This is a genomic window from Acidobacteriaceae bacterium (assembly GCA_035944135.1).
Lineage (GTDB): Bacteria > Acidobacteriota > Terriglobia > Terriglobales > Acidobacteriaceae > Granulicella.
Genome location: DASZBM010000002.1, coordinates 39,342 through 64,056, shown reverse-complemented (window position 1 = coordinate 64,056; position 24,715 = coordinate 39,342). Strand labels below are relative to the sequence as shown.

20 protein-coding genes are annotated in these 24,715 nt (G+C 61.9%); 10 read left to right on the top strand and 10 right to left on the bottom strand.

Features of this window, described 5'->3' with window-relative positions; all coding sequences use genetic code 11:
- Positions 1–31 precede the first annotated feature (31 nt).
- The 3 genes from VGU25_02930 to VGU25_02920 all read left to right on the top strand — a co-directional run bounded on the left by VGU25_02930 (position 32) and on the right by VGU25_02920 (position 3,608).
- Complete coding sequence (locus VGU25_02930) at positions 32–799, top strand: 2-keto-4-pentenoate hydratase (protein HEV2576144.1); 768 nt, start codon at positions 32–34, stop codon at positions 797–799.
- Between the two features lie 63 nt (positions 800–862).
- Complete coding sequence (gene aceB / locus VGU25_02925; GenBank protein ID HEV2576143.1) at positions 863–2,479, top strand: malate synthase A; 1,617 nt, start codon at positions 863–865, stop codon at positions 2,477–2,479.
- 133 nt (positions 2,480–2,612) lie between these two features.
- Positions 2,613–3,608, top strand: a complete 996-nt coding sequence (locus tag VGU25_02920) for a Ku protein (protein HEV2576142.1) — start codon at positions 2,613–2,615, stop codon at positions 3,606–3,608.
- Here the strand turns inward: VGU25_02920 and VGU25_02915 are convergent.
- Positions 3,605–4,381 (bottom strand): alpha/beta hydrolase, encoded by a 777-nt coding sequence (locus VGU25_02915; GenBank protein HEV2576141.1) that lies wholly within the window; start codon positions 4,379–4,381, stop codon positions 3,605–3,607. The genes VGU25_02920 and VGU25_02915 overlap by 4 nt on opposite strands.
- A gap of 149 nt (positions 4,382–4,530) precedes the next feature.
- Between VGU25_02915 and ligD the strand changes: the two genes are divergently transcribed.
- On the top strand, positions 4,531–7,614 hold the full coding sequence (ligD, locus tag VGU25_02910) for a DNA ligase D (GenBank protein ID HEV2576140.1): 3,084 nt from the start codon (positions 4,531–4,533) through the stop codon (positions 7,612–7,614).
- Positions 7,615–7,691: 77 nt separating this feature from the next.
- Entirely contained in the window at positions 7,692–8,402 is a 711-nt protein-coding gene (locus tag VGU25_02905; protein ID HEV2576139.1) for an XRE family transcriptional regulator, read from the top strand.
- Between the two features lie 124 nt (positions 8,403–8,526).
- Here VGU25_02905 and VGU25_02900 read toward each other — a convergent pair whose 3' ends face one another.
- Entirely contained in the window at positions 8,527–10,344 is a 1,818-nt protein-coding gene (locus tag VGU25_02900) for a carboxylesterase family protein (protein HEV2576138.1), read from the bottom strand.
- Between VGU25_02900 and VGU25_02895 the strand changes: the two genes are divergently transcribed.
- The gene (locus VGU25_02895; protein ID HEV2576137.1) at positions 10,343–10,507 is read left to right on the top strand and encodes a hypothetical protein; all 165 of its coding nucleotides are present in this window, start codon (positions 10,343–10,345) and stop codon (positions 10,505–10,507) included. The genes VGU25_02900 and VGU25_02895 overlap by 2 nt on opposite strands.
- Before the next feature lie 54 nt (positions 10,508–10,561).
- Positions 10,562–12,115 carry a CoA-acylating methylmalonate-semialdehyde dehydrogenase gene (locus VGU25_02890; protein HEV2576136.1) on the top strand — a complete coding sequence of 518 codons (1,554 nt, stop codon included), beginning with the start codon at positions 10,562–10,564 and terminating at the stop codon, positions 12,113–12,115.
- Positions 12,116–12,801: 686 nt separating this feature from the next.
- Here VGU25_02890 and VGU25_02885 read toward each other — a convergent pair.
- Both VGU25_02885 and VGU25_02880 read right to left on the bottom strand, forming a co-directional pair.
- On the bottom strand, positions 12,802–13,626 hold the full coding sequence (locus tag VGU25_02885; protein ID HEV2576135.1) for a response regulator: 825 nt from the start codon (positions 13,624–13,626) through the stop codon (positions 12,802–12,804).
- 35 nt (positions 13,627–13,661) lie between these two features.
- Positions 13,662–14,609, bottom strand: a complete 948-nt coding sequence (locus tag VGU25_02880; protein ID HEV2576134.1) for an alpha/beta hydrolase — start codon at positions 14,607–14,609, stop codon at positions 13,662–13,664.
- A 65-nt stretch (positions 14,610–14,674) separates the two neighbouring features.
- On the opposite strand from VGU25_02880, the gene VGU25_02875 reads away from it, so the two are divergent.
- A complete protein-coding gene (locus VGU25_02875; protein ID HEV2576133.1) occupies positions 14,675–15,544 on the top strand; it encodes a GNAT family N-acetyltransferase in 870 nt (289 codons plus the stop codon).
- Positions 15,545–15,556: 12 nt separating this feature from the next.
- On the opposite strand, the gene VGU25_02870 is transcribed toward VGU25_02875, so the two are convergent.
- Positions 15,557–16,081, bottom strand: coding sequence for a DinB family protein (locus VGU25_02870; protein HEV2576132.1), 525 nt, complete (start codon positions 16,079–16,081; stop codon positions 15,557–15,559).
- A gap of 68 nt (positions 16,082–16,149) precedes the next feature.
- The gene (locus VGU25_02865) at positions 16,150–17,622 is read right to left on the bottom strand and encodes a sulfatase-like hydrolase/transferase (GenBank protein HEV2576131.1); all 1,473 of its coding nucleotides are present in this window, start codon (positions 17,620–17,622) and stop codon (positions 16,150–16,152) included.
- Between the two features lie 333 nt (positions 17,623–17,955).
- On the opposite strand from VGU25_02865, the gene VGU25_02860 reads away from it, so the two are divergent.
- Positions 17,956–18,294: a ribonuclease E inhibitor RraB gene (locus VGU25_02860; GenBank protein ID HEV2576130.1), complete on the top strand. Its 339-nt coding sequence runs from the start codon at positions 17,956–17,958 to the stop codon at positions 18,292–18,294.
- Positions 18,295–18,326: 32 nt separating this feature from the next.
- Positions 18,327–19,628, top strand: a complete 1,302-nt coding sequence (locus VGU25_02855; GenBank protein HEV2576129.1) for a metallophosphoesterase — start codon at positions 18,327–18,329, stop codon at positions 19,626–19,628.
- A gap of 492 nt (positions 19,629–20,120) precedes the next feature.
- Here the strand turns inward: VGU25_02855 and VGU25_02850 are convergent, their stop codons facing one another.
- From VGU25_02850 to VGU25_02835, 4 genes are read right to left on the bottom strand one after another with little or no spacing between them, the layout of a single operon-like run.
- Entirely contained in the window at positions 20,121–21,497 is a 1,377-nt protein-coding gene (locus tag VGU25_02850) for an aminotransferase class III-fold pyridoxal phosphate-dependent enzyme (protein HEV2576128.1), read from the bottom strand.
- Positions 21,494–22,954 carry an NCS1 family nucleobase:cation symporter-1 gene (locus tag VGU25_02845; protein ID HEV2576127.1) on the bottom strand — a complete coding sequence of 487 codons (1,461 nt, stop codon included), beginning with the start codon at positions 22,952–22,954 and terminating at the stop codon, positions 21,494–21,496. Before VGU25_02845 ends, VGU25_02850 begins: the two co-directional genes overlap by 4 nt.
- A gap of 29 nt (positions 22,955–22,983) precedes the next feature.
- The gene (gene hydA, locus VGU25_02840; GenBank protein HEV2576126.1) at positions 22,984–24,399 is read right to left on the bottom strand and encodes a dihydropyrimidinase; all 1,416 of its coding nucleotides are present in this window, start codon (positions 24,397–24,399) and stop codon (positions 22,984–22,986) included.
- A 2-nt stretch (positions 24,400–24,401) separates the two neighbouring features.
- A complete protein-coding gene (locus VGU25_02835; protein ID HEV2576125.1) occupies positions 24,402–24,713 on the bottom strand; it encodes a hypothetical protein in 312 nt (103 codons plus the stop codon).
- Positions 24,714–24,715 lie beyond the last annotated feature (2 nt).

Here is a 24,715-nt window from a genome sequence, read left to right as displayed (position 1 = left end):
GATAGAAACTAACCTTCTCACGGAGCCTCACATGACTGGACCCGACGAACTCCGCATCATCGACGCGACCGACGCCCTCCTCAACGCCCGCCGCACCGGCCATCTGCTCGCCGATCTCCCCGCCAACCTGCAGCCCCAGTCTCTTGACGAGGCGTATGCCATCCACGACCGCATCGCTCCAGCCTTCGGCGAAATCGGCGGATGGAAGATCGGAGCTGGTACACCAGAAGCCACGCCCATGTACGCTCCCATGCCGCTCGCCTGGATCGCAGCCTCCGGCAGCACACTCGCAGGCGAGCGCTGGCGCTACCGCGGCCTCGAAGCCGAGATCGCCTTCCTCGTCGGCCGCGATCTCCCACCACGCGCACACCCCTACACGCGTGAGGAAACTCTCGCCGCGATGGCCTCCTGCCATCCCGCCATCGAAATCCTTGAACCAGCCTTCGAAGACCCGACCAAGGCCGCTCGCCTTGCCGTAATCGCTGACCTCCAGATGCACGGCGGCTTCGTCTACGGCCCCGCCGTCTCCAACTGGCAATCGATCGACTTCACCAAAGAGCACGTCATGCTCGCGGTCGACGGCATCGTCCGCGTCGAGCGCACCGGCTCTAACACTGCCGGCGACCTACTCCGCCTTCTTCCCTGGCTCGCCAACGAAGGCGCCGCGCGCACCGGCGGCCTCCGCAAAGGCCAATGGATCACCACCGGCTCCTGGACGGGCAACACTCTCGCCTCAGCCGGCTCTGCCGTCGAGGTCGTCTTCTCCACCGCGGGCCGCGTCGACCTCCGCTTCGCCTAAGCTTTTGCCGTTGCCTTTCTTTCTGTCATCCCCGAAGGGGATCTGCTTCTTGCAAGGATTGCCATGACCCTCCCACCCAACACCGAAATCCACGCCACCACCGCCGACCGCTACGAACGCGTCCTCACGCCCGAAGCCCTCGCCTTCGCCGTCGCTCTGCACCGCGAGTTCAACCCGCGCCGCAAGCAGCTCCTCGCCGCGCGCGCAGCTCGCCAAACTCGCCTCGACGCCGGTGAACGCCCCGACTTCCTCGCCTCGACCCGCCAGATCCGCGAGACCGAATGGACCGTCGCGCCCATCCCCGCTGATCTCCAGGACCGCCGCGTCGAGATCACCGGCCCCGTCGACCGCAAGATGATCATCAACGCCCTCAACTCTGGCGCGCGCGTCTTCATGGCTGACTTCGAAGACTCGACCACGCCCACCTGGGAGAATCTCCTCGACGGCCAGCTCAACCTCATCGACGCCGTCCGCCGCACCATCACCTTCGACGACCCCTCCACCCACAAGCACTACGCCCTCATCGACAACCCCGCAGTCCTCGTCATCCGCCCGCGCGGCTGGCACCTTGAAGAACGCCACCTTGTCGTCGACGGCGAGTACATGTCCGGCTCTATCTTCGATTTCTCCCTCTACCTCTTCCATAACGCGCGCGAGCTCACCTCCCGCGGCTCCGGCCCCTACTTCTATCTTCCCAAGCTCGAGTCCCACCTCGAAGCCCGCCTCTGGAACGACATCTTCCTCCGCGCACAGGACATGCTCGCCATCCCGCGCGGCACCATCCGCGCCACCGTCCTCATCGAAACCATCCTCGCCGCGTTCGAGATGGACGAGATCCTCTTCGAGCTCCGCGAGCACTCCGCCGGCCTCAACTGCGGCCGCTGGGACTACATCTTCTCTTTCATCAAAAAGCTCGCCGCCGATACCTCCATCCTCCTCCCCGACCGCTCACAGGTCACCATGACCACGCACTTCATGCGCAGCTACTCCAAGCTCTGCATCAAGACCTGCCATCGCCGCCGCATCCACGCCATGGGCGGCATGTCCGCGTTCATCCCCATCAAGTCAGACCCCGAAGCCAACGAGCGCGCCCTCACCCAGGTCCGCGCCGACAAAGAGCGCGAAGCCTCCGACGGTCACGACGGCACCTGGGTCGCGCACCCCGGCCTCGTCCCCGTCGCCAAAGAGGTCTTCGATCGCCTCATGCCGCAGCCCAACCAGATCGACAAGCAGCTCCCCGACTACAACCCCACAGCCGCCGACCTCCTCGCCGTCCCCGCGGGCACCATCACCGAAGCCGGCCTCAAGCAGAACATCGCCGTCGGCCTCGGCTACGTCGAAGCCTGGCTGCGCGGCATCGGCTGCGTCCCGCTCTTCAACCTCATGGAAGACGCCGCCACCGCCGAAATCTCCCGCGCACAGCTCTGGCAATGGGTCCACCACGGCGCCAAACTCTCCGACGGCCAATACGCCGGCCTTCCGATCACCACCGAGCTCTGCGACGAGTTCATCGACGCCGAGCTCGCCCGAGCCAAAGAAAACGTCCCCGCTCCACGCTACGAAGCCTACGAGCACGCCGCCTTCCTCATGCGCGAGCTCATCAAAGCCCCCAAGTTCCAGGACTTCCTCACCGTCCCCGCCTACGCCCGCGTGCTCGACCGCGAGATCTACACCGCCTGAATACTTTCTTCGATTTCATTTCGCCTAACGCACACGCTAATACCTCATTCACAACGATCTGGCACCATCCTCGCTTCCGCGGTACCATCCAACTACTGACCGGCCCCCAGCTTCTTATCAGTTGAGGTGAAGGATGGCACGTCCCTACTGGAGTGGACAGGTAACAATTTCGCTCGTCTCTTTCGGCGTCAAGCTCTTCGTGGCTACAGAAGCCAAAAGCCAGATCAGCTTCCATCAGATCGACCGCTCCACCGGCGAGCGCGTGCGTCATCAGAAGGTCCTCGCCTCCGCAATCGAGCGTAGCCCCGACGAGGCCGCCGATCAGTCCGAGGTTGTCGAGAAATCCCAGATCGTCAAAGGCTACGAGTACTCCAAGGGTCACTACGTCACCATCGAGCCCGAAGAGCTCGCCCACCTCCGCGTCCCCTCCAAGCACACCATGGAGGTCACGCAGTTCGTCAACGAAGACGAGATCGACCCCGAGTTCTACGAGAAGCCCTACTTCGTCGTCCCCGAAAACGACGCCCAGACCGAGGCCTTCCTCACCGTCCGCAAGGCCCTCCAGGAAACCAAAAAGGTCGCCATCACCAAGATCGCCTTCGGTGGCCGCGAGCACATCGTCGCCCTCGCACCCGGCGGCCCCGGCGGCACCGACAACAAATCCGAAACCGGCGGCATGATGGCCTACACCCTCCGCTACGACGCCGAGCTCCGCAAGCCCGCCGACTACTTCTCCGACATCAAGCACCACTCCATCGACAAGGAATCGCTCGACCTCGCCAAAGAGCTCATCAAGCGCCGCACGGCCAAGTTCGATCCCGAGAAATTCGTCGACGGCTATGAGGTTGCCGTGAAAGAGCTCGTCGAAGCCAAGCTCAAACACCTGCCCATCCCCAAGGACGAGGAGCCCGCACCCGCCAAGGGCAAGGTCATCAACCTGATGGACGCGCTCCGCAAATCCGTCAGCTCTGGTGCGAAATCATCCGCCGATGAAGAAGCACCCGCCAAGCGCTCTCCAAAGAAATCCGCCGCGGCCGAGAAAAAGACAGTCTCCATCTCCTCCGGCACCAAGAAACCGCCGAAGAGCGAGAAGACCGCGCGCACGACCCATAAGCGCAAGAGCGCTTAAGCGAACTTCTCCAGCATCGCCGCCAGTTCCCCTGGCTGATCGATCATTACGTCGTGTCCACAGGTCACCGTCGCGGTCTGCCACGACTTATCTGCGCGGCACTGTTCCAGCGCCTGATCGAACCCCTTCTGCGCAAACAGTGGTGCCCGCACATAAAGCTTCTTCGCAATCGACTGATACGCTCCCGTCACCTTCAGCTTCTGCGTGAAACATCGCGTCGGATGTGCCGTCAGCTTGCTCTGCACCCACGCAGCATCCTTCTCATTCACGTGGAAGTACGTCGCCGGCGGCGCCGGGGTCACAGGCTCCGGCCAGGACGTCCTGTTTGTAAAATCCGCAAGCGACTGCCCATCGCCCGGCATAAACGCGTCCAGATAAACAATCGCCGCGATCCGCTCTCTCATCTGCTCCGCTACACCCGTAATCACCATCCCGCCATACGAGTGCCCCACCAGGACCACATCATCCAGGTCCTTCCACTTCATCTCGCCGACCACATCCTCAACGTGCGTCGTCAGATCAATATCCTCAGCCTTCAAATGCGAGCGCTCGCCCACCCCCGACAACGTCGGAGCCACCACATAATGGCCCTTCGCCGTCAGCCGATCCGCCACGCGCCGCCAGCACCATCCGCCGTGCCACGCTCCATGCACCAGCACAAACGTCCGCGCCTTCGGATCAGCCCTTGCTGCGACCGGCGCAGCAAGCTGCGCCGCAGCGGCCAGGCCGCCACCCAAAAATCCACGACGAGAAACCGCACCTCTGCGCGACATACCTCTCACCTCGCAACTCGAACAATCAGGTTGGAAACGATGACACAGCCTAACACCCCAGTCCGATCATGCAAACCAACGAGAAATAAGCAGTTGCCCGTCCTTACCGCGCATCTGATACATCTGAGAATCCACATGGAGTTGACCTGATGGCACCCCCACGCAAGGCCTCCCGAAAATCAGCAAAAACCAAATCGGCCGCGAAGAAGACGCCCACAAAATCCGCCGCCAAAAAATCCCCACCGAAACCCGCGCACGCGGCCAAGTCCGCCAAGCCCACAAAACCCGCTCGCCGCAAATCAGCCTCTGCCGCCGACTCCGTCGACGAGCAACTCTCGCGCTACCGCTCCATGCGCGACTTTCACATCACGGCCGAGCCCTCGGGCTCCAAGCGCGCCAAGTCCGCCACGACCGACGAAAACGCGCTCCCCTTCGTCATCCAGAAGCACGCCGCCTCGCACCTCCACTACGACTTCCGCCTCGGCTGGAACGGCGTCCTCAAATCGTGGGCCGTCGCCAAAGGTCCCAGCTACGTCCCCGGCGACCGCCGCCTCGCCGTCCAGGTCGAAGACCACCCCATGGAGTACGGCGGCTTCGAAGGCATCATCCCCAAAGGCCAGTACGGCGGCGGCACCGTCATGGTCTGGGACCAGGGCACCTGGCGCCCTCAGCCCGGCTACGAAGACGTCACCGAGGCCCTCCGTAAGGGCTCACTCAAATTCCTCATGGACGGCACCAAGATGCACGGCAAGTGGACGCTCGTCCGGATGGGCCCCAAATCCTCCAGCTCGTCCGGCTCCCGCTGGGGCTCTTCCGACAAGCCCAACTGGCTCCTGATCAAAGAGCACGACGACTTCGAACGCGGCCCCAACGACCCGGCCATCACCGATGCCGAGCCCAACTCCGCCGTCACCGGCCGCACCATGGACCAGATCGCCCACGAGAGCGACCACGTCTGGAACTCCAAAGAAACCGCCGGCACTGGCCGTGCCTGGTATCGCCGGGACGCTCCACCCGGGTCAAACGGTTCCTCGTCCACTACAAGAGCTTCCTCCAGTAACTCTAACGTAGGCGAGAAGTTCGACATCAATCCACGCCGCTCATCGAAGAGTGCCAAGGGCGCAACCTATACGAGCCCTGGGTCGGCGGTCATCAAAACCGAGAAAGGGCTGAATGCCCGCTCTATAGATCCCGCCACCCTCGCCAACCTCCCCGCCGAATCCCAGCCTGCCTTCATCCCGCCACAACTCGCCGAAGAGACCACCGCCACCCCCGACGGCCCCGACTGGCTGCATGAGATCAAGCTCGACGGCTATCGCATCCAGGCCCGCAAGTCCGGCTCCCGCGTCCAACTCCTCACCCGCAAAGGCCTCGACTGGACCCACCGCATGCGCGCCGTCGCCGACGCCCTCGCCGCCCTTCCCGCCGACAAGCTCACCCTCGACGGCGAGGTCGTCGTGCTCGACGACAACGGCATCTCCTCCTTCGCCAATCTCCAGGCCTCCTTCAACGAAGGCGAGCGCTTCTCCCTCACCTACTTCGTCTTCGACCTACTCCACCTCGACGGCTGCAACACCCGCAACCTCACCGTCCGCCAGCGCAAACAACTCCTCGCCAAAATCATCCCCTCAACCGACGACGGCACCGTCCGCTTCAGCGACCATATCGACGGCAAAGGTCCCGAGATCTTCCACGAAGCCTGCAAGCTCGGCACCGAAGGCATCATCTCCAAACGCGATGTGCCCTACCGCTCCGGCCGCTCCTCCGACTGGCTCAAATCCAAGTGCCTCCTCGAGCAGGAATTCGTCATCGGCGGCTTCACCGACTCCACCGAAGGCCCCGGCCGCATCGGCTCCCTCATCCTCGGCGTCTACGAAAACGACAGCCCCCACCAGTCCAGCTCACCCCAGCTTCTTTACGTCGGCCGCTCCGGAACCGGCTTCACCCAGAAGCTCAAGCGAAGCCTTTACGATCAGCTGCATAAATTGGAAACAAACAAGATGCCGTTTTCTCAAAAGCCACAGGACATCCGCCGCGGCTACCACTGGGTTCAACCCAAACTCGTCGCCGAAGTCCGCTTCGCCTCTTGGACCGCCGACAACAACATCCGTCAGGCCGCCTTCCTCGGCCTTCGCGAAGACAAATCCCCACATGAAGTCGTTCGCGAAGTCGCTACTGTGAAACCAAAATCCGACAAGTCCGCCCGCACCGCCTCAGCTCGCAGCTCACAGCCGACAGCTCGTAGCTCCTCAGCCAAAAAACCTGAAAGCTCCAAACTGCAAACTGCAAACTCAAATCCAAAAAACAAATCGAGCGATCCCATCGCGCTCCCCGCCACCGTCCGCCTCACCCACCCGCAAAAACTCCTCGACCCCGAATCCGGCCTCACCAAACACCAGCTCGCCGCCTACTACTTCACCGTGGCCGACCGCATGCTTCCCCACATCGTCGACCGTCCGCTCTCCCTCGTCCGCTGCCCGGAGGGCGCTGGCAAGCCCTGCTTCTTCCAGAAGCACGTCAACTCCATGCTGCCGCCCGGCATCACCGGCGTCGACGTCCCCGACAAGAAGACCGGCAAGCCCGAGCCTTACATCACCATCACCACCGCGAACGCCAAGCCCGAAACCCTCGCCGGCCTCGCCCAGATGGGCGTCCTCGAAGTTCACCCCTGGGGATCCAAAAACGACGACCTCGAGCATCCCGATCGCCTGATCTTCGACCTCGATCCCGACGAGTCCCTCCCTTGGACCACGCTCGCCGACGCCGCCGCCGATGTCCGCAAGCGCCTCAAACGCGCCGGCCTCGAATCCTTCCTCAAAACCACCGGTGGTAAGGGGCTCCACATCGTCGCGCCCATCGACCCCAAACACGACTGGAGCACCGTCAAAGAGGCCGCTCACAACCTCGTCCTCGCCATGGAGCGCTCCAACCCCCGGCTTTACCTCACGAAAATGACCAAATCCGCCCGGGTCGGCAAAATCTATCTCGACTACCTCCGCAACGAGCGCGGCGCCACCGCGGTCGCCCCGTTTTCTCCCCGCGCCCGCGTTGGCGCCTCCATCTCGCTCCCGCTGCCCTGGTCTGCCCTCAAGCTGCCTGAGCGCCCTATCTTCCGCGTGACCGACCTCGACGACCCCGGCTCCGAGCTCCGCAAACACCTTCGCTCCGACCCCTGGAAGCCCATGCTCTCCCTCCGACAGAACCTCGACCCAGCAGCCCTCGTTACCGGATGAATCCTGGGTGGTCGCCCGCGCGCCCCTCGTCTCGCATCCAACCGTCTAGCACGTACCCTCTTTTATTGGAGTCCCCGATGGCCGCCGAGACCCCTGCCGAAATTTTGGACATTGCCACCGCACAGCACCTGCCCCCGGTGCCGCCCCAGCCATACGACAGCCTCTCTGTCGATCCGACTGCCGCAGAGGCCCTGCTCTCGGCCGCCCAACTCGGCCAGCGCATCAAGCGCCTTCGCCTCAAGCGTTCCATGGGCCTCGTCGAGCTCGGCCGCCTCACCGGCCTCTCGGCCAGCTTCCTCTCGCAGCTCGAGACCGGCCGCGTCGTCCCCACGCTTCGCAATCTCGCCCGCATCGCCCTCGTCTTCAACAAGGACCTCTCCTGGTTCTTCGAGTCCTCCGGTCAATCCGTCTTCCGCATCCAGCGACGTCGCGACCGCGTCCGCCTGCCCGTAGGCTCGCCCGACCCCGACTACGTCGCCGAAAGCTTCGGCATCCTCGTCCCCGAAGGCGGCATGCGTCCCTGCGTCGCCGAGTTCCTCGCCGGCGACGATCGCTCCGCCTTCCACCCCGACCGCTACCCCGGCGTCGAGATGGTCTACGTCCTCAACGGCGCCATCGAACTCCGCCGCAAGGGCGAGCCGCATCTTCTCGAAGCCCGCGACGTCTGCTACATCTCCGGCGAAACCGCGCGCAGTTACCGCTGCGCCGGCGACGAGCCCGCCCGCGCCCTCATCATCAGCTTCGACCGCGAATCCGAACCCCGCCGCCGCCCCACTCCCGTCAGCTAACGCCACACCCGGACCACCACAAATCTGGCGGCCTACCCTTTCACGAAGTGAAAGGGTAGGTTTGTCGCTTGCGGTCCGGATTCCCAGTCAACTTGTTCGCTGGGTGGGGTATCAAACGATAAAGCTAGGGCGCGCTCACTGGTGCCTTACGCACGCTCGTGTAGACCGTATCGAAGACACCGAGGCCACTCATACCCGGCACCGGACCAACGCGCACCGGGTCGGCTAGATACATAACCTTGCTGTCGGAATTGCCAAAAGCCGGCCACAATGGCAGGCCCGGTCCGTTCGGATTGCCCGACTTCGCGAAGTTGACCCAATAGCCGGACACCTGCGCAGCCACTCTCCGATCGGCCTTCGTCCAGCGCCAGGGCTCCTGGTCCAGATGATCGAAGACATACCACAGCTCCGCGAAGTGGCCGGCGCCCCAGCCTTCGTACACTGAGCCGGCCGGAAATGGCGGCCGCTGTCGGAATGTGTAGTAGTACACCGGACTCTTCCCGGTTCCTGCCTGCAACCGCGCCCACGCCCACATGTCCCAGCCGAACCGCAGGTCGCGCTCGAGGTCGAGCCTCGCCTGTTGAGCGTCTGCGTCAGTCGCATGCGGATACGCCGCGAGCAGCGCCGGCGGAAGCTGACCGAAACTCTGCTCCACATCTTTCTCAAACGTCGCCGCCTTCACTCCCCTGACATCCGTCAGCGAGCGTGCCTCCTCGGCGTTTGAACCAACAAGAAGTGGCACATCATTCTGCTGCCCTGCCGCGAACGCCTCGTACGGTGAGACCGGAAGCACATAAGGTTCGATCACCGGGTGAACAATGCCAGCCGGATTGCCGGTGAACCGCTCTGCCGGCAGACCGCGCAGTTCCTGAAGTGATGTCGCCCCCAGCGAGAGCGCATATTTCTCCCCATCGCGTTCCGCATTGGCCAGCAGGTATTTTGGCGCGATTTGCAGCGGCTCAAACAGACCGCCGCTCTCTCCGATCGCGCGTTGAAACAATCCCCTCGCAAGCGGCGAAGCCATCAGGATGCTCACCGAGATTGCTCCCGAGGATTGACCGGCTATGGTTACATTCTTCGCGTCTCCGCCAAACGACGCGATATTCCTCTGCACCCACTGCAGTGCAGCAATCTGGTCCATCAAGCCGTAGTTGCCGGAGGTGTGGTGCGGTGACTCGCGCGTCAATTCCGGGTGCGCCAGGAATCCCAGTGGCCCGAGCCGATACGCAATCGTCACGACGATCACGCCTTTGTGCGCCAGGCGGTCGCCCCAGTACAGCGGCATCGAGGCCGATCCGTTCGTATAGGCCCCGCCATAAATCCACACGATCACCGGCAACCGCTCCTTCGAGCTCTTCGCCGGCGTCCAGACGTTGAGATAGAGACAATCCTCACTCACCACCGGCGGCGTCTCGCCCGGCATCGACACACCTGTCTGCATACACGCCGGCGCAAACGCATCCGCCTTGCGTGTACCCGCCCAGTGCGTCATCGCTGCCGGAGGCTGCCACCGGAGATCACCCACCGGTGGCGCAGCGAACGGCACGCCCTTGTAAACACTCAATCCGCTCTCGTGGACGCCCGATAGTACGCCAGCGTCCGTCGATGCGCTGGGACTCTGAGCTATCGCGGCAGACGATGCTGTTAGAACAACGGCGAAAAAGACACGTCCGATCAGGGCCTTCGAGGGAAACATCCACATATCCAACTCCTGGTCGCCAATTCGCATGTAAGAACACCAGCTGGCCTGCGACAACATCTGACCGATGGTGTCTTTCGTGGGCTCACCGGCGGCAACCGGAATGGATGAGGGAACACGATTCGTGCTCTTGCGATTTCGTGCTTGGTGATACGCCTTCCACTCCCCTTTTGTTCCTGCAACCGCGGCTCGGACACGCTCGCGCAAATCGGCGACCTCGCCCGAACCCACAACAAAACTCATGTCCTCCGGCCTCAACAGCGCTGAAGTAGAACAACTTGCAGCGCTGCTCCAAAAGATCGCCGCTGCGCAGGGCCTCACCCCCAAAGTCCACCCCGGATATAAAGACCTGAAGCCGCCCGCAACAACCCGCAGTAAACCCAAACCGCGCAAATCCCAGCCCTGACACCGCTCAAACTCCCCTGCTACCATGGGTGCTTCTTTCTTCAAGGAGCACCCGATGGCCACACTCGCGTCCGCACCCGAATCCACCACTGAAAGCACGAACCTCCGCGAGATCACCCACTGGATCAACGGCACACCTGTGCGCGGGCAATCAGCCCGCTTCGGCGACGTCTTCCATCCCGCCACCGGCACCGTGCAGGCTCGCGTCCCCTTCGCCACTGACGCCGAACTCAACTCCGCCGTCGAAGCCGCAGCAGCAGCCTTCCCCGACTGGTCCGCCCAGCCGCCGCTCCGGCGCTCCCGCGTCCTCTTCCGCCTCCGCGACATCTTCGAGTCCCGCATGGACGAGGTTGCCGCACTCCTCAACCGCGAGCACGGCAAAGTCTTCTCCGACGCCAAAGGCGAGGTCATGCGCGGCCTCGAAAACATCGAGTACGCCACTGCCATCCCCGAGCTCCTCAAAGGCCAATTCACTGAGCAGGTCGGCACCGGCATCGACACCTGGTCGATGCGTCAGCCGCTTGGCGTCGTCGCCGGCATCACGCCCTTCAACTTCCCCGCCATGGTTCCGCTCTGGATGTTCCCGCTCGCCATCGCCTGCGGCAACACCTTCGTCCTCAAGCCCTCAGAGCGCGACCCCTCCGCGTCCATCCTGCTCGCCGAAATGCTCAAGGAAGCCGGCCTTCCCGACGGCGTCTTCAACGTCGTCCACGGCGACAAGTCCGCTGTCGACGCCATCCTCGCGCACCCCACTATTCAGGCCGTCTCCTTCGTCGGCAGCACCGCGATCGCCGAGTACGTCTACGCCACCGGCACAAAACACGGCAAGCGCGTCCAAGCCCTCGGCGGCGCAAAAAATCACATGATCGTCATGCCCGACGCGGACCTCGACCAGGCCGCCGACGCCCTCGTCGGTTCCGCCTACGGCTCCGCCGGCGAGCGCTGCATGGCCATCTCCGTCGCTGTCACCGTCGGCCACCAGACCGCCGACGACCTCCTCGCCAAACTCGAAGACCGCATCGCAAAACTCCGCATCGGTGACGGAGCACCCAACTCCTCAGACGGCGAGGCCGACTTCGGCCCGCTCATCACGAAACAGCATCGCGAAAAAGTCTCCAGCTACATCGACCTCGGCAGAACCGAAGGCGCAGAGCTCGTCGTCGATGGCCGCGCACAAACCCTTCCGCGCGGCGAAGGATTCTTCCTCGGCGCCTGCCTCTTCGACCACGTCAAGCCCGACATGCGTATCTACAAGGAAGAGATCTTTGGCCCCGTCCTCGGCGTCGTCCGCGTCAACAACTTCGAAAAGGCCCTCGAGCTCATCAACGAGCACGAGTACGGCAACGGCACCAGCATCTTCACCCGCGACGGCGACACCGCCCGCGACTTCGGCCGCCGCGTCCAGGCCGGCATGGTCGGCATCAACGTCCCCATCCCCGTGCCCATGGCCTTCCACTCCTTCGGGGGATGGAAGCGCTCTCTCTTCGGCGACCATTCGATCTACGGCCCCGAAGGCGTCCGCTTCTATACCCGCCTCAAGACCATCACCGCCCGCTGGCCCACCGGCATCCGCACCGGCGTCGACACCTCCATGCCCACCCTCGGCTAGGCTCCAAATCACGAACAACAAGGCAGAGCGACGCGGCTCTGCCTTTTACTTTTGCGAAGAGTCCGAAGAAGCTCCGAGGTCATCGGTTCGAAACGGATTGATCCACCAACCGCGCTTCTCAATATCCTTCAACATTGCATCGGCTGTTTCGTCGATGACCACGTCGACTCCCATCGACCTACACGCGCGTAGCACTCGGTCCGAGTCCGTATAGCTCAAATCCTCTAACATGTCATAGGTCCGGCCCTGAACTTCGAAAGTCAGCACCGAATAATTCCGACTCTTACTCGAGCCTCGAATAGCTCGCCGCAACTTCTTTATTTCACTTGAATGAAATCGAAACCGGTGCCATCGGCCCCATGTTCGTCTTCGTGCAAAACGTAATTGATCGCGATCGCAATGGAGAACTTCGCCGGAAGCGAACCTAAGCCAACTCACGCCTGTTAGCACCGGAAAGAGCAATACAAAGAAAACAGATACACCCGATGCAAGATCGCGCGAGGTATAGAAGTCGATCAAATTTCTTCTTACATCTGGCAATAGGCAGAGGCACGCGTAACAGAGCAACAGGGGACCAAAAACAGCGGGCCCAAATGACGCCCGGTGTTCAACGCTGACGGATGCATCCTCCACGCGAACTCGATATTTCGGCTTCACGCGCCTCCCATGCTATCGTCCACCCCCAACTAACCCCTCGCACGCCCGACCAGCTCAGCCAGAGCCACAAGCGCGGCCTGCGCCTGGTCATCCAGAGATTCATTAATCTGCGCGAGGTCGGGAATCACATAGCTGAGATTCACCGCGAGCAGATTCTCTTGAACAATCTGCGCAATGATCCGCCGCAGTAGGCAGAACTCGCTCAGCATCATGCTTGGCGTGTATCCCTCAAAAGTCCGTCCGGCTGTGGGCCTCGCAACAACGTCTTCGTCCTTCGGCAGCTTCTCTCCGCTGTACGCTTGCGCCACCGGAATAATCTCCGCCAGAACGCCGTGAAGATGATCGAGCCGCCGTTCACTGCTCAACAACACCCTCGACAGCGCCTTGTCTTCCTCAATCGACGACAGCCACAGCTCCTCGATGCGTTCTATGTGTTCCTGCAAAAGCATCGCCACTCGCTTCGGCGGCGGCAACTGCCGCTGTCTCGGCGGCATGGCCAGCTTGCTCTCAATCGTGCTGACCAATACCGGGATACTGGCCGGCTTCACGATGTAATCATCCACCTGCTGCCGGATCGCTTCGAGCGCGGTCTCAAACGCCGGATAACCGGTCAGGATCATCGTCACCGCCTCCGGCTGTGTTCTCCGCATCGCACTGACCACGGTCAACCCATCGCCCGGATTCCCAATGTTCAGGTCCGACAGCAGTACGTCGAACTTCTCTGAAGTGATCTTCTGCAATGCCTCGGCCACGGTTGCCGCCGTGGTCACTTCAAAACCGTGCTGTCGAAGCACGGTACCGAGCGTGAGGCGAATCATCTCCTCATCGTCCACGCACAAGATTCGTCTCTGCATGGCTTCCAGAATACGCTGCGGCCATTCTGTCGAACCTACCGCTTCGCCCCCAGAAACCCCTGCCCTCTTAACCACGCATCCAGCAGCGTCGGCCACAAATCCAGCGCCGGATCTCCACTCCCCATCCCACTTCCATGCGCTCCATGCGCGAAGCTGTGAAACTCCACCGGCACCTTCGCCGCGCGCAGTGCCTCGTAGTAATCAATCGACGCCTGCACATCCACCGTCTTGTCATCCGACGTGATGTAGATAAACGTCGGCGGCGTCGCAGTCGTCACAAACCGCACCGGATCGTACTTCGTCGCAAACTCCTTGCACTTCGCCGCTGACACCTCATGCACCGTCGGATTATTCGCGCAGTACGTAATCAGCCCCGTCGTATTCGGCGTCATCGCATTCAGCCACGGATACCCCAGCACCACAAAGTCCGGCCTGCCCGACACCCGATCGATCACATCCGCTGCATTCGCATCCGCCGCTCCAGCGCTCACCGACTCCATTGCCGCCAAGTGGCCGCCCGCCGAAAACCCCATCAGCCCAATCCGCTGCGGATCAACCCCATACTTCGCCGCATTCGCCCGCACCCACCGCACCGCGCGCTGCGCATCTTCGAGCGGCACCGGATATTGATACTTGTCTCCCATCCTGTACCGCAGCACAAAAGCCGTCACGCCCCGCGCCGAAAACCAATCCGCAACCTCGCGCCCCTCCAGGTCCGACGCCAGCTCGCGATAAGCCCCTCCCGGCGCAATCACCACCGCCGTCCCATTCGCCTTCCCCTTGCGCGGAGCAAACACACTCAGCGCCGGCACATCGCTCGGCTCGCTCCCCTGCTGCCCCGGAGCCCCGCCCGGCCACAGCTCCACCGTGTGAATATTCAATCCCGGATCAATCGTCACCGCTCCCGCTCCGCTCTGCGCAATCCCCGCACTCGCCATCAACCCCGCACAAACAACCGCCGCCGCCAACCGCAAGCTCTTCATGTTCCCCATCCTATCCGCTCCTCCAAGCCACCTGTATACTTCGCGGGTCACTCAACCGACCACTCATGTCCTCTCAAACGTCCATCACCATCCGCCCGGCCACGCCCGCCGACGCTCCCCTCGCCGGCCGCATCTGCTACGACGCCTTCCACACCATCAGCACCGCCCACAACTTCCCTCCCGATCTCCCCGCGCCCGAGCACGCCATCGGCCTCATGACCATGCTCTTCTCCACGCCCGGTTTCTACTGCCTCGTCGCCGAAGACAGCGGCAGCATCCTGGGCAGCAACGTCCTCGACGAGCGCGCCATCATCCACGGCATCGGCCCCATCACCGTCGACCCCACCACGCAGAACCGCGGCGTCGGCCGCCTCCTCATGCAGGCCGTGCTCGACCGCTCCACCGCACAGCACGCCGCCGGCGTCCGACTCGTGCAGGCCGCCTTCCACAACCGCTCGCTCTCGCTCTACACCAGCCTCGGCTTCGACGTCCGCGAGCCTCTCGCCTGCATGCAGGGCCGCAGCACCACACGCGAAATCCCCGGCTGCACCGTACGCCCCGCCACACCTGCAGACCTCGCCGCGTGCAACGCGCTCTCTATGGCCGTGCACGGCTTCGACCGCTCCGCCGACCTCGCGCATTCCATCGAGCACGGCAGCGCCATCGTCACCGAGCGCGCCGGCCGCATCACCGCCTACGCCAACATCCTCGGCTTCTTCGGCCACGCCACCGCCGAAACCACCCCGGACCTCTGCGCCCTCATCGCCGCCGCCGACACCCTCGCCGGCCCCGGCATCCTCGTCCCCACCCGCAACGCCGCGCTCTTCCGCTGGTGCCTCGCCAACGGCCTCCGCGTCACCCAGCCCATGACCCTCATGAGCCTCGGCCTCTACAACGCCCCCGCCGGCGCCTTCCTCCCCTCCGTCACCTTCTGACGAACGCGCCGCTCACTTCTCCGCCGTCGGCGGCACCAATCCCTTCAGCCGCAAATACGTCGACAACTCCGCATACTGCTCGTTGTCATGCGACACATTCCCCCACGCCATCCCAATCCGCGACCGCTGTCTCGGTGCCGTGCCCACCATCTCCGCAACATTCGCATCCGTCAGCGCGCCATACGCCTTATCGCAGTTATCAAACGACGCCTTCAGCGCCGCCACAATCGTCGCCTTGTCCGCCGTATCGCTCGGCACCGTCTTCGCATCAAACGCCGTCCCATTCAACGCCGAGCACGTATGCTGCTGCGCCTCCGTAATGTGATTCACAATCCGCGCATACGTCCTGATATCCGGCGTCGGCTTGAACTGATAATCCGCATCCGGCATCTTCTCCGCCGCTTTGATCACATTCGGCTTCAGCCGGTTATAGCTCCCTTGCACTTCAGCCGCCGGCCCACTCGGCGCCGCACTCTGAGCTCCACAAGTCACCGCCGCAAACCACACCGCTGCCGCTGCAAACAAAACTCGCTTCATCGCGCTCTCCTGAGACAACACCAAAAACACTACGTCAACCCGGCACGACAAGCAAAGCGCAGCCCCATCTACTTCGGCCCCGGCTTGCCTTGCGTCGGATTATCCGCTTTCCCACTCGCCGGCTTTAGACCGATGTGGTCCGCCAGTTGCGATCCGTCAAACGTGTCCGTAAAACTCTCGTCGATCTCCGGCAGCATCGTCGCATTCCACGCAAACCACTCCGCCTCCAGCCGATCGTAGATCTCCTTCTCGCGTACCTTCAGGTTCGCTCGTTCCATCGGGTCCTCCACAACATTGAACAAAAACGTGTTGTCCAGAATCTTCAGAAACTTGTAATCGCCATCTCGCGCGGCCCGCTGCGCGTTCCCCTTGTATCGCCAGAACAGCCTGCGCTCCACCGGCGCCGCATCTCCCACAAGCATCGGCAGCAGGTTCATCCCATCCGAAGGAAACCCTGCATCCGGCGCGGTGCCCGCCGCGGCCAGCAACGTCGGCAGCCAGTCCATACTGATCCCCACCTGGTTCGTCGTTCGCGCCTGCCGATTGCGCGCCGGCCACGAGAAGATCGCCGGAATCCGCAGCCCACCTTCCAGCAGTTCCGTCTTCCTTCCCGTAAACGGCCATGTATCCGCAAAGCGCTCGCCACCGTTATCACTCGTGAAAATCACAATCGTGTTCTCATCCAGCCCGTTACTGCGCAGCGCTTCAAGCACGCGCCCCACCTGCCGATCCAGGTCTTCGACCATCAGCTCATACGTCTTCTGCGAGCCCCCATCAAAGTCATCCAGACGTTTGCCCACCAGCCGCTTCGACTCTGAGTCATCTCCTGGCACCTCCCACGGCCAATGCGGTGCCGTGAAGTGCAGACTCAGCAGAAACGGCTGCCCCGCCTTCGCATATCCATTCACCACATTCACCGCATGGTTGCCGAGCAGGTCCGTCAGATACCCCACCTGGTCCACTCGCACATCCTCATCCCACAAATCATTCGAATGCGTGTAGTAGTCTGCCGCTCCTTTCCGAATCCCGTAGAAATGGTCATATCCACTCTTCAGCGGACCATATGCCGGCAGCAGTCCAAGATGCCACTTGCCCACCAGGGTCGTTCCATACCCAGCCTTCTTCAGCAACGACGGTAGCGTCGGAACATCCGGAGGCAGACCCACATCGCGTCCCGCCAGCGGCTCATCCAACCCAATCGACAGCCGATCCTGATAGCGACCCGTAATCAGCGCCGTGCGCGTCGCCGAGCACACCGCGGAGTTCGCATAAGCCTGCAGAAACCGCACACCCTTTGCTGCCAGGCCATCGATGTTCGGCGTTCGCAGATCAGGACGCCCATAGCACCCCACATCCGCATAACCCAGATCGTCCGCCATGATGAAGACTACATTCGGACGTCCGCTCTTCGCCTCACCAAACAACGGCTCCCCGCCGGAAGCCAGCGCAGCCAGCCCCACCGCCGCCGCTCCTCGAAGCACCTCACGCCGCGTCACATTCCCCGTCCCGGGGTTATCGCTCGTCCGCTGCTCAGATCGCATATTCACTCACCCCTCGCTTCTACAAATCGTTCCCGTCGTAGCCCACAACTCCGCCCCACCTTACAACGAAATCGTCCGATAACTCGCCCTCATTACGCATGGGACGGAGCTTTCCTCATCTCGTGGCCGCGATGTCGCCTCAACTCACAGCTCACAGCTGATTGCCTGCCCCTTTCCAGAGCAGCCCGTCTGCCCGCAATAGATGAATCGCACGCCGCAACTCTATCTGGCAGCTCGCGGCTCGCAGCTGGAAGCGATTGCGTACCTCTTTCCAGAACCGCCTGCCCGGCGCAATTCCGCATTGACACTGCAGCTACACTTGCTGTTACCAGAATGTTTCTTCCCAATGACGACAATGGAGATGCCCTCAGGCGGCTACTCGCAGAAGGAGATGATCTGTCCCTGCCACGAAACGTTGATTTCACAGTGGTGTTTCCCGACCAGGCATCGGCAGAAGGCTTCGCTCGAGATTTGGAAGAACTCGGCTACAGAGTAGCGGTCAAGTTGACAGAATGTAAGCAGGAGTTTCCGTGGGACGTCGTTGTTGCTAAGCGTATGCAGCCGTCTCATCAGGAAATAGAGGAGTTTGAATCGCTGCTGCAAAAGACTGCCGATGTATGGGGCGGACACAATGACGGTTGGGGCTGTTTCACCCACCCACGGCAACAGTAATCCTTCATTCCGTTTTGCATCCAACCCATCGAATGTCCAAGAACGCTAAGCACCACTACAAGTCCAATCGAATCGCCCGCCACAGCAATATCCCCTTGATCGGCCGTTCGCCGCTCATGGCCCACATGCAGAGCTCGCTCGCCGAGTCCGGCCATATCGGCCGCTATCCTCTGCTCGCCATCTTCGTGCAGCGTCCCTGGCCTTGGATCCGCAAATATATTCGCGGCATCTTCACCGGCCGCTACAAGCCGTTCCCCACCTACCCACTCGACGGCCACTCCGGCATCTACCCGCTCCATTCCGCCAAGGGCCACGACCCCATCCGCCTCTCCATCGCCGGCGATTGGGGCACCGGCACCGAAGAGGCCGCGCGTATCGCCACCAACATGGCCGACTTTCACCCCGACTACACCATCCATCTCGGCGACGTCTACTACATCGGCGATGAGGTCGAGGTCGAAGAAAACTTCCTCGGCATCCAATGCACCGGCCAGACTCCCGTCCGATTCCCCCGCGGCGCCGTCGGCACGCTCACCATGCCCGGCAACCATGAGCTCTACGCCGGCGGCCGCCCCTACTACACCAAGGTCCTGCCCTTCGGCTCGCCCACACCCGGTCAGCAGCAACGCGCCAGCTACTTCTGCCTCGAGTCCGACCACTGGCGCATCATCGGCCTCGACACCGGCTACAACTCCGCCGGAGTCCCCATCCTCGGCTCCGTCCCCGGCCTGCGCTCCATCAAAGCCATCGGCGGCGACGGCCGGCTTGAACCCAGCGAGATCGACTGGCTTCGCACCAACGTCCGCCCGCAGGAGCGCCCCAAAGCCACCATCCTGCTCTCGCACCACCAGTACTACTCCGCCTTCCCCGACGAAACCTTCCCCAAGCCCGGCCAGCAGCTCGCCGAGTTCTTCCCCAACCAGGACGTCCTCTGGCTCTGGGGCCATGAGCACCGCCTCGCCGTCTACGATCTCCACGCGCCACCCGACACCCCCGCCCTCAGCTGCTTCGGACGCTGCATCGGCCACGGCGGCATGCCCGTCGAAAAGACTCCGCCTAAATTCAAGGAAGTCCCCCTCCGCTTCTACGACTCTCGCAACGACTACCCCATCGGCAACGGCGACACCGCCGGCTGGAACGGCTACGCCAACCTCACCATCTCCGGGCCCCACCTCACCATCGATTACCTCGACATCGAAAAGCGCCGCCTCTACACCGAAACCTTCACCTCCACCCCCTCCGGCTCCGTCCAACTCACCGAACCAACCCACGCGCACAGCAACACGCCCGTACGCGGCAACACGCCCGCGCCCACCGGCGCACCGTCATCCTGAGCCGTCCGGGGCCCCCGGCGAGCGTTCTCTCCTCGTCGGTGGTAGGCGAAGGACCTCGCTATTTTGCCGCCCTCACCGACAAACCGTCATATTGAGCTGCGTAAAAGAGCCGTCATCCTGAGCCCCAGGCGAAGGACCTCAGTATTTTTGCCGCCCTCACCGATGGACCGTCATCCTGAGCGAAGCCGCATAGCGGGCGCAGTCGAAGGACCCCGAGACCGCGCGGCGCGCCTCCAGCTCGCGACCCTTTTCAACCACGAACCGAATCCACCCTGCTTGACAAACCCGAGCGTCCAGGCAGGGGGCAAAAATTAACTCACCTCACGCAGCCCGGCTTTCAACCATCTAAGTCCTTTGTTTCTAAGATTTTGTAGATAATACCATTTGTTTTCAATATTTTGCACAACACAGGCGCATTAGGTCCGAGCCTAAGTCCCCTTTTATGAAGATTTTGCCAAAAAGCCGGGGGGAGGGGGACCCTCCCTCATCTCCTCAAACGCACTGCTCATCCGCAATCGACAAGTGCCGGTCGAGAACAGAAATTCCCTCATCCAGCTGCTCGCGAGTCACGATCAGCGGTGGCGCAATCACGAAATGGCTCACCCACGCCTGAATCATCACTCCATCCCCAGCCATCTTCGCCGCTATCTGGTCCACCAGCAGCGGCTTCCCGCTGACCTTGTCCGAGTACGTGTTGAACGGCTCCTTGGTCTGCTGGTCCTTCACCAAGTCCACAGCCCAGAAGAGCCCTTTCCCGCGCACATCCCCCACGCTCGGATGCTTCGCCTTCAGCGCCTTCAGCCGTTGCTCCACGAACGGCGCCAGCTCCTTCGCCCGCTCCACCAGCTTCAGCCGCTTCATCTCGTTGATCGTCGCCACCGCCGGCAGCAGCGTCATCGGATGCGCCTCATAGGTATGCCCATGCGCGAAGTAGTGGTCCTGAAAGTAGTCCCCTATCTTCTCGCTCGTCGCACACAGCCCCAGCGGCACGTACGCTGACGTAATCCCCTTCGCCGTCGTCAGGATGTCCGGTGCGACCCCCCACAGGTCCATCGCAAACCACGCCCCAGCCCGGCCCCACCCGCTCATCACCTCATCCGCAATCAGCAGCACGCCGTTGTCGTCGCAGATCCTGCGCAGCTTGGCCATGTACTCCTGCGGCGGAACGATGACACCGTTCGTCCCCACGATCGGCTCAACCAACACCGCAGCCACATCGCTCTCGTTCCGGATCATGTGTTCGATATAGTCCGCGCACGCGATCCCGCACTGAGGATAGGAATGCTGGATCGGACACTTGTAGCAGTGCACCTCCGGCCCGAAGATCACCCCCGGCCCCTTCCCCCGCGGCTCCATCGCCCACCGCCGCGGATCGCCGGTCGCAGCAATGCTCGATGATGTAGACCCGTGATACGAGCGGTAACGCGCAATGATCTTCGTCTTGCCCGTATACATCCTGGCGATCTTGAACGCAGCTTCATTTGCGTCGGTTCCACTGGTCGTGAAGAAAAACTTGTTCAGCCCCTTCGGCAGCACCTCGAGCAGTAGCTTCGACAACTCCGCGCGCGCGGTCGTCGCATATCCAGGCATTGCATAGGCGAGGTCTTCCGCCTGCTGCTTGATCGCGTCAATCACCGCCTGATTTTTGTGGCCGAGGTTCATGCACATGAGCTGCGCGCTGAAGTCGAGATAGCGCTTACCGTTCGCGTCAGTGATGTAGCATCCCTCCGCATCGACGATGTGCAGAGGGTTCCATCCCTTCTGGAAGCGCCATGTGCCGTAATTCGTCTCGCGCGTGATCTGCACGACCTCCTGAGAGGTCAGGGAGTTCTGCGTCGTCTCGGATGGATTCGTTGTAGTAGTGCTCATGCGGCTGCCTTTCGTTCCTGGTGGAGTGGATGTTCGAGGCGTGAGCGCAGCCTGACCATCAACAAATAATAGATAACGCCGGCGACGAAGAAACCGACGAACCAAGCGTAACCGTAGAGGAACGCGAGGCTTGGCACGAAGCGGCCGATTAATGCAGTGACGACACCGCAGACGAGCGCGAAGATCGCGACGGGATTGAAGCCGTTGCGGTATTCGTAGAGGCCGCCTCGGCGGTAGAGCGAGTACGTGTCAAGCTTCGTGCCGCGCACAAGGAAGTAGTCCGTGACCATGATTCCCGCTACAGGGCCAAGCAGTCCGGAATAACCAAGCAGCCAGCCGAAGACGTAATTGCCGAACGTAGACAACCAGTACCAGGGACACATAAGTATCCCGAGGAAGCCGGTAATGAGGCCGCCCATGCGGAAGCTGATGTAGCGCGGCGCAAGATTCGAAATGTCATTCGAAGGGCCGACGACGTTCGCTCCGATATTGACGTTTAGCGTCGCAACGAGCAGCGCGATCAAGCCGAGAAAGGCGAGCAGCGGCTGATGGAAACGGCCGAGCAGTTCGACCGGATTCCAGATCGGTTTGCCGAAGACAACCGCAGATGCTGACGTGACTGCAATGCCCAGAAAAGAGAACAGCACCATCGCAACCGGCAGACCGATCGCCTGTCCAACGAGCTGCGCCTCCTGGTTCTTCGAATACCTGGTGAAGTCCGGAATGTTGAGTGACAACGTCGCCCAGTAACCCACCATCGCCGTAAGCGAGGGGAAGAAGAACTTCCAGAAATCGTGACGCGTGGCGAAGTGATCGGGCGCGGAGAGCATGGGACCGAACCCGCCTGCCTTGTGCAGCATGAAGCCGAGCAGAAGCGCGGACATCACGATCATGAATGGAACGGAGTAGCTCTGCAGGAAACGGATGGACTCGACGCCGCGCCATACCACCAGCATGTTGAGCAGCCAGAAGCCGAGAAAACAGAGCCAAAGGACAAGCGGCTTGCCTGTGGTCTGCGGCCAGAGCACGTTGATCATCGCATCAATCGCCTGCCCACCAATCCATGACTGAATTCCGAACCATCCGCACGCAACGATGGCGCGCAGGATGGCAGGAATGTTTGCGCCAACCGGACCGAATGGCGCACGCACGAAGACTGGAAATGGAATTCCGTACTTTGCTCCTGCATGCGCGTTGAGCAGCATCGGGACGAGCACGATGAGGTTGCCCAACAGGATCGTAAGCACCGCCTGCTTCCAGTTCATGCCGCCGGCGATGAGCGACGACGCCAGCATGTAGGTCGTCACCTCCATCGACATCGAGAACCAGAGCGCGATGTAGTTGTAGGTCGACCACGTGCGGCGGATGGGCTCGGTGGGTGCGAGATCGGCGTTGTAGAGGCGCGGGTCAGGCGCAAGATCGCGGCCGTCGAGACGATGCGGCGAGCCTGGATCCATTTCGGGATCCATCGCGTTGGCGGATGAGATCAGGCGAGCCCTCCAGCGTTCGCTTCACGCTTGACGAAGCGGCCGCGTCCGGTTTTACCGAGGAATTTGCCGGGCTGCGTTGTATTGTCGACGACGAGTTCGCCGCGCGAGAAGACCTTGGCGGCGTTGCCTTTCACCGTCCAGCCTTCGAACATGTTGTAGTCGGTAGCCATGCACTGCGTTGCGGCGGTGATGGTGTAGTTGGCGTTCGGGTCCCAGAGCATAATGTCGGCGTCGAGGCCCGGTGTGATGCTTCCCTTCTGCTTGCCCATGCCGAAGATCTTCGCGGGGTTGGTGCAGCTAAGCTCGACGAACTTTTCCGGTGTGATGCGCCCTTGATTTACGCCGAAGTGCCAGAGGATCTGCAGACGGTTTTCGATGCCGGGGCCGCCGTTGGGGATTTTTGTGAAGTCGTTGCGGCCGAGTTCCTTCTGGTCTTTGAAGCGGAAGGGGCAGTGATCCGTGGAGACGACGGAGAGCGAGCCATCGTTGAGCGCGTTCCAGAGCGGCGCCTGATGGCGCTTCTCGCGCAGCGGGGGCGTGAAGACGAACTTTGCTTCATCCCAGCTCTTGCCGGGCATCTGGTCTTCGATGGAGAGAACGAGATATTGCGTGCAGGTCTCGGCAAGGGCGCGTGCGCCGCGCTGCTGCATGAACTTGAGATCGTCGAGTGCGTACTCGTTAGAGAGATGCACGATGTAGACGGCGGCGCCGGCCATGTCGGCGAGCGCGATAGAACGATGCGTGGCTTCGGCTTCGGCTTTCGGCGAGCGCGAGAGTGCGTGGAAGTGCGGCGCGGTTTTGCCTTCGGCGATCATCTGCGCCACAACAACATCAATGGCGCTGCCGTTTTCGGCGTGGATGAGGCAGAGGCCGTTGAGCTTCGCGGCCTTCTGCATGACGCGAAACATGAGCTCATCGTTAATCATCAGCACGTTCGGGTAGGCCATGAAGAGCTTGAAGCTGGTGATGCCGAACTTCACCATCTCTTCCATCTCGTGGAGTGTCTCTTCGCCGTTCTTGCCGTGCAGGTTGGTGACGGCCATGTGGAGCGAGAAGTCGACGCAGGCTTTGTTGTCGGATTTTTTGAGCCAGGTTTCGAGGGCGTTCTGCAACGTGCTCTGCTGGTTCTGCAGCGCGAAGTCGATGACGGTGGTCGTGCCGCCGACGGCTGCGGCTTGCGTGCCGGTGGTATAGTCGTCGGCTGAGGTTGTGCCGCCGAAGGGCATGTCGAGGTGTGTGTGCACGTCGATGCCGCCGGGCATGACGAGAAGGTTGGTTGCGTCGACGATCTTGTGACTGTCGTTGGCGATGTTCGGTGCAACCTGCGCGATCTTCTCGCCTTCGATGAGGACGTCGGCGCGTTGTGAGCCGTTTGCGTTAACGACGGTTCCATTCTTGATCAGGGTTCCCATATTTACTCCGGCAAACCGGCTAGCGTCTTCTGCCCGTCTTCGAGTGAATAACCGGTTCGCGTCTCAAACTCGTCCTCGCCAAGTTCATCGAGCGTTGCTAGAAGCGCTCTTCGAAAGAAGCGAGTTTCTTCTTCCGAAAAAGTGAAGGCCTGCGTGTTACCCCCGCGCCGGATAGCTGCGGCATGGACTTTCGCTAGCAATTCCCTAGCGCTGGTGTGGGTTACGCCTAACGTCTCTTCGAAATGCGGTATGCGGAATCCATTCACAACCTCGTTCAGAATCTGGTTTGCGAAAGTAACGTCGATCTCGGCCATAG